Annotated in this window: 8 protein-coding genes and 1 pseudogene; 6 read left to right on the forward strand and 3 right to left on the reverse strand. The window is 46.6% G+C overall.

From position 1 onward, the window contains the following. On the reverse strand, positions 1 to 247 hold a 247-nt coding region (locus O9290_RS11595), incomplete at its 3' end, for a helix-turn-helix domain-containing protein (RefSeq protein ID WP_288059512.1). A 92-nt stretch (positions 248 to 339) separates the two neighbouring features. Between O9290_RS11595 and dapF the strand changes: the two genes are divergently transcribed. Beyond that, the gene (gene dapF / locus O9290_RS11600; RefSeq protein ID WP_002756688.1) at positions 340 to 1,185 is read left to right on the forward strand and encodes a diaminopimelate epimerase; all 846 of its coding nucleotides are present in this window, start codon (positions 340 to 342) and stop codon (positions 1,183 to 1,185) included. Positions 1,186 to 1,243: 58 nt separating this feature from the next. Here dapF and O9290_RS11605 read toward each other — a convergent pair whose 3' ends face one another. Further along, entirely contained in the window at positions 1,244 to 1,456 is a 213-nt protein-coding gene (locus tag O9290_RS11605) for a CAB/ELIP/HLIP family chlorophyll-binding protein (protein ID WP_002732553.1), read from the reverse strand. A 467-nt stretch (positions 1,457 to 1,923) separates the two neighbouring features. On the opposite strand from O9290_RS11605, the gene O9290_RS11610 reads away from it, so the two are divergent. The 3 genes from O9290_RS11610 to hisB all read left to right on the forward strand — a co-directional run bounded on the left by O9290_RS11610 (position 1,924) and on the right by hisB (position 5,125). Then, positions 1,924 to 2,607, forward strand: a complete 684-nt coding sequence (locus O9290_RS11610) for a hypothetical protein (protein ID WP_147072603.1) — start codon at positions 1,924 to 1,926, stop codon at positions 2,605 to 2,607. A gap of 166 nt (positions 2,608 to 2,773) precedes the next feature. Further along, positions 2,774 to 4,288 carry an energy transducer TonB gene (locus O9290_RS11615; RefSeq protein ID WP_288087073.1) on the forward strand — a complete coding sequence of 505 codons (1,515 nt, stop codon included), beginning with the start codon at positions 2,774 to 2,776 and terminating at the stop codon, positions 4,286 to 4,288. A gap of 207 nt (positions 4,289 to 4,495) precedes the next feature. After that, positions 4,496 to 5,125: an imidazoleglycerol-phosphate dehydratase HisB gene (gene hisB / locus O9290_RS11620; RefSeq protein WP_002782099.1), complete on the forward strand. Its 630-nt coding sequence runs from the start codon at positions 4,496 to 4,498 to the stop codon at positions 5,123 to 5,125. A 29-nt stretch (positions 5,126 to 5,154) separates the two neighbouring features. Here the strand turns inward: hisB and thrC are convergent, their stop codons facing one another. Then, entirely contained in the window at positions 5,155 to 6,264 is a 1,110-nt protein-coding gene (gene thrC, locus O9290_RS11625; protein WP_008203543.1) for a threonine synthase, read from the reverse strand. A gap of 340 nt (positions 6,265 to 6,604) precedes the next feature. Between thrC and tnpB the strand changes: the two genes are divergently transcribed. Further along, positions 6,605 to 7,777, forward strand: a complete 1,173-nt coding sequence (tnpB, locus tag O9290_RS11630) for an IS200/IS605 family element RNA-guided endonuclease TnpB (RefSeq protein ID WP_002764978.1) — start codon at positions 6,605 to 6,607, stop codon at positions 7,775 to 7,777. Positions 7,778 to 7,968: 191 nt separating this feature from the next. Next, positions 7,969 to 8,504: pseudogene (locus tag O9290_RS11635) on the forward strand (hypothetical protein); the annotation flags it as partial.

The following is an 8,504-nucleotide window of genomic DNA, read 5'->3' on the forward strand; positions in this document are numbered from 1 at the left end:
GTCTTAACCCTTGTTGTAAAGGTACACAGCTAACTTCGTTTAAAAACTCTAATTCTTCTTGCTTTTTCCAATCAGTTAGCATTGAAGACGTTTCAGCATATCCTACTCTTTCTTGTCTTTCGTACCAAGCTTGTGTTCTGACATGGAGAGCTTTATTGTAAACCAATCTTACACAGCCCAATGTGCGCCGCAATAGCGACTCTTGTGTTGGTGTGGGGTAAAATCGAAACGAATAGGCTTTTTCCATGTCCTTTCACACTAGCATATATTTCGTAAATGTGCTAATATTTAACAGTAAAGCCGTCGTAGAACGACGGGGTTTCAGACCCAAAATTTTCGATGAAAATCCCCTTTACCAAATATCAAGGCCTGGGCAATGATTTTATTTTGATAGATAACCGTCACAGTCCCGAACCCCTGATCACAGCGGAAATGGCCGTGGCTATGTGCGATCGACATTTTGGCATCGGTGCCGATGGCGTGATTTTTGCGCTTCCCGGCCAAGCAGCAACCGACTACACCATGAGAATTTTCAACTCTGATGGTTCGGAACCAGAAATGTGTGGTAACGGTATTCGCTGTCTAGCCCAATTTATCGCCCGTTTAGAGGCTAACAACGCCATTGGCCGCACCTATCGCATTCATACTCTAGCAGGAACGATTATTCCCCGTTTAGAAGCCAATGAACAGGTAACGGTCGATATGGGACCGCCGCAACTCCTAGGCAGTGAAATCCCCACCACTTTGGTCAAGGGGTCAGAAAAAGTCCTCGCGGTTCCCCTAGAGGTGGAGGGCAAAGATTGGTTAGTTACTTGCGTTAGTATGGGTAATCCCCACTGTGTCACTTTTGTCGATGATCTGGCCTCTATTCCCCTAGAAACTATCGGGCCAAAATTTGAACATCATCCGGTTTTTCCCCAACGGACTAATGTGGAGTTCGTGGAGGTAATCGCACCGGATTATATGAAGATGCGTGTCTGGGAAAGAGGAGCGGGAATTACTCTCGCTTGCGGTACTGGTGCTTGTGCTGTGGTAGTGGCGGCCCTGTTAACGGCTAAATGCGATCGCCATTGTACCGTGGAACTGCCCGGTGGTTGTCTTCAGATTCACTGGTCCCAAACCGATAACCGGGTTTACATGACAGGTCCTGCTAAAGCTGTTTTTGAGGGCATTTATGGTATCTAAACCACCCCGTCTGGACGGGGACTGAACTCCCCGAACAACGCGACGGGATTGTTAATTCTTAGAGACTGGTAATCCAAGCAATAATTCCTTTACCGGTTAACAATTCAATGGCTAAAAGAGAGACAAAGCCAATCATGGCTAGTCTGCCATTCAATTTTTCAGCTTTTTTGGTAAAACCGAGACTGCTAGAACTATCAACGTACATTTTCGGTTCCACAGCAAAATTATTCAGTCTTCCTTGTTCTTCGGTGGTGTAGCCGCGGGCAGTCATGGGGAGGCTCCTTTTGTATGCTTATGTTAAGAAGTGTAACACATTGTTAAGTTATGTTGCAAATTTTAACAAAAAATTTCTGGAGACTCAGAAAACCTCGATCGGGTATTCAGTCAACGGCAAGGTTCTGGGCTGTCAGGGTAGTGCTGTAGTTCTATCTCCTCTGGGTTTATTGAGGAAATTTTGCCTTTTCCTTGACAAATTACCCAAGTTGTGGTAACAAAGAGGTGTATGCTTGGCCACCATAGTCAAGGGAAAAACAAAAACTATCTTAAGGTCGCCAGAGATAAATTGCCACCGAAAGCGAACCCGAACTTAGGGAGTCAACTGACCTTGAGCGAAGATGTGCCGAATGGGTTAAGTGTGGGGAGAATAGGGAAAAACCACTAGGAAAAACCTGAATAGAATCTTAATATATAGAGTGCCTAGTAGCCGTAACGATTGCGCTCACTGTTTTTGTAAATTCTATGGCAGAGATTAGCCCAGAGATCAACCTCATGCAGATAGCGACTATACTCAACCAATATCGATTTGAAATGAGAGGATATAAAGCGCAAGAATTAATCGAGCGCTGGTTGCCCATCTATTCGCTAAATTGGATTCGCATGGCGATTTTAGAGGCACTCTATCAGGGACGTTACAAAGTCATTTCGGTGGAGGAAATCCTCAAAATTTGGCACCGTCGCGGCCATCCTACCTTTCATTTTACGGGGGAATTCGAGCGCTTGGTTTGTAAAAACTTGCTAGATTCCCAGTTAGATGGCAAAAAACCAGCAGTTATCCCTAAACGGGAACAGATCAATATACCTTCTCCCACCCTTGAGCAGCCCTGTCCAGAGCCAGAAGCGGGAAAAGCCGATAATAATGGCACAGTAGCCACGAGTAAAGATTCTTTACTCAACTTAGAAACTTCTCTTTTTAATGATCCTCGCAAAGGGATGAGTAATGTGGAGGAATTATTCTCGCAGTTAACCCCGGAAACGCCCAAATTCCCTGAATTAGAATCAGTGCCTAAATCGCCTAACGGTCCTGGAACTAGGGAGAATTTTCCGGCTAATTTTAAACCGGCAATCGATGAGTTTATCCCTTTGTTAGACCCTTCGGAATTGTATCCCAAATTAAAAGCTGTGGCCCGCTCACCGCATCAGTAGGGTTGGCTGAAAAAGTTTTTCGGTGGTGGCAGGGTGTGGGGTGTTAGGTGTGGGGTGGTGGGGTACTGACACCAATTAATTCCCCGCCCTCAAGAAAAAAAATCGCCCTGACGATTAAAATAGAGTTAACTTTTCCCCTCAAGGCTCTGCTCAATTAACTAGCATTATGACATCCTCCTATTTTGGTCTAGAAACCGAAGAAAATAAACTAATTAACTCTAATAATCTCTCGTTCGCCGCTTCTCTTGGTATTCATGCCCTAATTTTAGCGATTATCTTACCTAATTTCCTCAATAATCCAGCGCAGGAGCCAAAAAAGGAATTACGCAACGTCAATCTGATTGAATTAAACCCTCTAGAGCAGTCACGTCTTCCCAGTCTCGACTCCTCCCTGTCCAGCTTACCGGAACTGCCTAACCCCAATTCGTCCTCTTCCTCTTTGCCTCCTCTCCCCCCCATGGATGGCATCCATAACAGCACCTTACCTCCTTTACCCTCGGTTTCTTCCCTTCCTCCCTTACCTTCCTTACCTGCTTTACCTCCCCTCTCCTCTTTACCCTCCGTCAATATCTATTCTCCTCCCGTGGCATCTATCCCCTCCCTGGGTAGATTACCGATTCCTCGCAATTTTCCCACTTCTACCCCCAGTTTACCCAGTCCTCCTGCTGTTCCCACCCTGCCGGACAATAATAATCTGCCTAGGGAGACTAATAACCAGCAGGTGCGGCCTTACTTCGATCCCTACCAAGATAATCTAACTTTAGATAGATTGCGAAATTCGCCCCTTAGTGCATCGCAACAGGCGCAGGAACAATTAAACAATTCCCTAGCCCGCACACCGGAGCCGAATGGTCAATCGCCCCTAGATGAACAGCGTCGTCAACAATTAATGTGGGAAATGCGGGAACGTTTGCGCTCCCTGGAGGCGGATAAAAGCAATACCAGTAACGAGGATGCTATGAGAAATCAGGTGGATTGGCTGGCCAGAGTCCAAAAAACTAATCCTAACGCCTTAAATGAACTAAATCAGCCCAATCAGGGCAGCAGAGGCATAACTACCGTCAATTTGACCGGTAATTATCCCGCTACGGCTTGTTCCCGTCAATTGGCGGGGACGGCGGTTTATGGGGTAACGGTGGATGCCCAAGGCCGCCTCAGCAGTGAACCCCAGTTAATTAAAAGTGCTGGCTTCCCGATTTTCAATCAACAGGCGGCTGGGGAAGTGAGATCAACTCGTTTTAATAATCCCAGTGGTGAGTCGAGAATCTATCAGGTGCGAGTCAGTTTTGCCCCTAACCCGGAAGTGTGCCGAGGTGCGATCGCTAATCCCCCAAAACCAGAGGGTAGTAACCTCAATACTCGTAACTCCCCCCCCGTAACGCCGGCAATTGAAACCCCGCTTCGTCCTAATCAACCGCCGCAACCGGCCGTTAGCCCCCAACCGGATAACGTCAAGCCGCCCGAAACCACAGGTCCAAATCCGGCCCCAACCCAGTCAGAACCGCCCAAAGAAGCGATAATCGAAGAAAAAGCCCCAGAAACTCCTCCCCAAACCCCCGCTCTCAATCAGCCGGAGGGTTCCCCCGCTAGTCCCCCCACTAGCCAAAATCCTCAACCCCTGAGCGAGGAAGTGTTGCCCCCCGGTCCGCCAGCGGAAGCTAAAACTGAACCAGAAAGTTAGGCCTTTTCAGTGATCAGTTATCAGTTATCAGTTATCAGATATGAGTTTTAAGTTCACTGATTACTGAAAAAAACCCCCATCTCCCTAGTCCATAATTCGATCCCCCCTGCCCCCCTTGATAAGGGGGGTGCCGATCCCCCCTTAATCCCCCCTTAATAAGGGGGGCATCTGATAATTTTTAACGGCTACCTACTTATTTTTACTTAAATGATTTCCACTTCCCAGATCCCCGATTCTTTTGTCTCACCTTGCCGTCGCGCCTCGGTTAGTCGTACTACCAAAGAAACCGATGTACAGGTGACGATCGATCTTGATGGTAGCGGCAATTGTCGCGCCCAGACAGGAATTCCCTTTCTTGATCATATGTTGCAGCAAATCGCCTCCCACGCTGCGATCGATCTCGATGTGCGTGCCACCGGAGATCTAGAAATTGATGACCATCACACCAATGAAGACGTGGGAATCACCCTCGGACAAGCTTTACTGCAAGCTTTGGGAGACAAAAAAGGCATCGTCCGTTTCGGGCATTTTGTCGCCCCTCTCGATGAAGCTTTAGTGCAGGTTGCCCTCGATTTTTCCGGTCGTCCCCACCTCAGTTATGGTCTAGAAATTCCCACCCAAAGAGTGGGAACCTACGATACTCAGCTAGTGCGGGAATTTTTTGTCGCTTTGGTCAATCACAGTCAAATGACCCTACATATTCGCCAATTAGACGGGATTAATTCCCATCATATTATTGAGGCTACTTTTAAAGCTTTTGCCCGGGCGATGAGTATGGCCATAGCGATCGATCCCCGTCGCGCTGGTATAATTCCTAGTTCTAAGGGAGTTTTATAGAAGCACTGCTTAACCGAATTAACGTTAGCTTAAAAGCCCATAATTTGAGCCACTTGCGTTAATTCGGGAGCAATCCCGGATTTTAGTTGATTATTGCTGTATTTTACCGCCGAATCAGGGTCTTTTAGGCCATTGCCCGTTAAAACACACACTACGGTGGCCCCATCGGGAACCTGTTGATGCACTTTTAATAATCCTGCCACAGAAGCGGCGCTGGCCGGTTCACAGAAAACCCCCTCTTGGCCTCCTAAAATCCGATAGGCTGCCAATATTTCCTCATCGCTGACCGCGTGAAATTGCCCTTGACTAGCGTGACTAGCAGCCCAAGCTTTTTCCCAGTTAGCGGGGTTGCCGATACGGATGGCCGTGGCTAGGGTTTCGGGATGGTCAACCGGTTGTTTGGAGATAAAAGGGGCGGCCCCGGCGGCCTGAAAACCCATCATCTTGGGCAGTCGGTCACATTTACCTATCTGGTGATACTGACAGAATCCCATCCAATAGGCGCTAATATTGCCCGCATTACCCACGGGAATACATAACCAGTCGGGAGCATTACCCAAGACATCGACAATCTCGAAAGCGGCGGTTTTTTGACCCTCTAAACGGTAGGGATTGACGGAATTGACTAAAGTTACGGGATAATTTTCTGATAGTTGGCGGACAATCTTGAGGGCATCATCGAAGTTGCCATTAATAGCGATGACTTCCGCTCCGTACAATAAAGCCTGGGCTAATTTTCCTAAGGCCACATAACCGTCGGGAATAATCACAAAGGCCCGCATCCCGGCTCTTCTTGCATAGGCTGCCGCCGCGGCCGAGGTGTTCCCGGTACTGGCACAAATCACCGCTTTTGCCCCTTCTTCTTTAGCTTTCGAGATGGCCATGGTCATGCCCCGGTCTTTAAAGCTGCCGGTGGGATTTAAACCATCATATTTGACAAAAACCTTGACATCGCGCCCGATTTGTGCTGAGAGATAGGGGGCGGGTATCAGGGGTGTATTGCCTTCTAGGAGGGTAATTACAGGGGTTTTACTGCTTACGGGCAGAAATTGGCGATATTCTTCGATCAAACCGCGCCAGCCGCCGATAGACGATGATTTAGTGGGTGATTGGGGGATCGATCGAGAAATAATTGTCATAGCCTTAAGGATACAGATTTGATTAGATGGCCTAATTTCCTATTTTATCGAATAAGCAGGCCAAAAAATTAATCTCGATCGCCCGATTGGGATTCATGGGGGTTAAAACAGGGATGCCGGGAGATAAAAGGCAATAAAAGCCAATAAATGACTTTTTTGGTCAAAAAATAGTTATTTTATTGCTAAAACTCTGATTTTTTGCCCTTTTTGTCTTTCAGAAGTTGATTTAACTTAGTGTCAGCAGAAGTCCCTCGCTTTTAGCGATGGGATGAATGCTGACCAGCATATAGACAATTCTATAAAGTTGTGTTATCATAAATATAGATTCTTGATAACAGCCATGTACAAAGCATATAAATTCACAATAAAACCCAATACCGAGCAAGAAATAGCCTTAGCTAAAGGCTTCGGCTGTTGTCGCTGGTTTTGGAACTATTCCTTGAATTTATGCCAAGAAACCTATAAAACCACAGGAAAAGGGCTAACACGAAACTATATTCAGGGACTATTGCCTAGTCTCAAAAAAGAATATGAGTGGTTGACAGATGCTTATTCTCAGTGCTTACAGGTTGTTGCTTTGAACTTATCGCAAGCTTATCAAAATTTCTTTGAAAAACGGGCTAGATTACCAAGATTCAAGTCCAAACATGGTAGGCAATCAATTAGCTATCCAGCTAATGTCAAGTTTGAAGGTGACTACCTCAAATTACCGGGTAAAGTTGGATTAGTTTATTGTGTGCGTCATCGGGAATTTGAAGGAACAATTAAAACCGTTACTATCTCAAAAACTCCAGACGGTAAATACTACGCTTCTATTTTAGTTGATGACGAATTGGAGTTGCCTGAGACATCAAAGGATGGCAAAGGCATAGGAATTGATTTAGGACTTACTCATTTTGCCATTACCAGCAATGGTAGTAAGTATGAGAATCCTAGACATTTAGCTAAACATCAACGTAATTTAAAGCGTAAACAACAAAAGTTATCCCGTAAAAAGAAGGGAAGTAACAACCGTCAAAAAGCTAGACGTAAAGTAGCTAAAGTTCACTCTAAAATCTCAAGATGTCGTGAGGATTTTCTCCACAAGCTATCCCGTAAGATAGTTAACGAAAACCAAGTTATTGCGGTAGAAAATCTCAATGTTAAAGGCATGGTACGCAATCATAATTTAGCTAAGGCTATTAGTGATTGTGGTTGGGGAATGTTTTGTACAATGCTTAAATACAAGGCAGAATGGGAAGGAAAAACTTATATCGAAGTTGATAGGTTTTTCCCTAGTTCTAAAACTTGTAATGTCTGTCTAAATCAAGTAGCGAGTTTACCACTTGATGTTAGAACATGGACTTGTGAGCATTGCAAAACAACCCATGATCGTGATATAAATGCGGCGATAAACATCAAAAATGAAGCCTTACGGATATTGTCGTTAGGAACTAGCGATACTGCCTATAGAGGGGATGTAAGACCAAAAGTTGGGCGTAAGTCCGTCTTGAGGCAATCCCCCGTGAAATAGGAAGCTCTCAACTCTGTTGAGAGTAGTTCACTTAGCTGGTTATATTTAAATTGAAGATGGCTCCCCCCTGCCCCCCTTGATAAGGGGGGTTTGATCCCCCCTTAATCCCCCCTTGATAAGGGGGGTGTTTGACAGTTAACACCTACCTACTTAATAAACCATCACCGGGTAAATAGCCAGAGATAAAAATTATGAAGGAAAGCACCGTCCCCACCATTAATCTCGCTCCTAAACTCAGACGCGATTTATCTTTATGGAATCCCTTTGATTATCTTTTGCTGTTGTACTGGGTGTTTTATTTTCCCCAAGCAGTGCGCTGGTATGTGGAAACGAGAGACGGCGGCGATAACCATCCCGTACAATTGCGTCTAGGGATTCAGGGTCTTCTCTTAACTGTAATTACCCCTCTGATTATCCATAGCATAATAGCAGCAAATTTAGGACTTTTTGTTAATTATTGGGTGGGCGCGCCGTTCGGCGTGGTGTTGGGCGTGGTGTGGGGCGCGGCGTCGGGCGCGGTGTCCGGCGTGGCGTTCGGCGTGGTGTTGGGCGTGGTGTCGGGCGTGGCGTTGGGCGTGGTGTCGGGCGTGGCGTTGGGCGTGGCGTTGGGCGTGGCGTCGGGCGTGTGGGGCGTGTGGGGCGTGTTGGGCGTGGCGTTGGGCGTGGTGTCCCGCGGGGTGTCCCGCGGGGTGTTGGGCGTGGTGTTGTTCGTGGTGTTGGGCGTGGT

The organism is Microcystis sp. LE19-41.2A, assembly GCF_027530405.1.
In the GTDB taxonomy this organism is placed as follows: Bacteria; Cyanobacteriota; Cyanobacteriia; order Cyanobacteriales; family Microcystaceae; genus Microcystis; species Microcystis aeruginosa.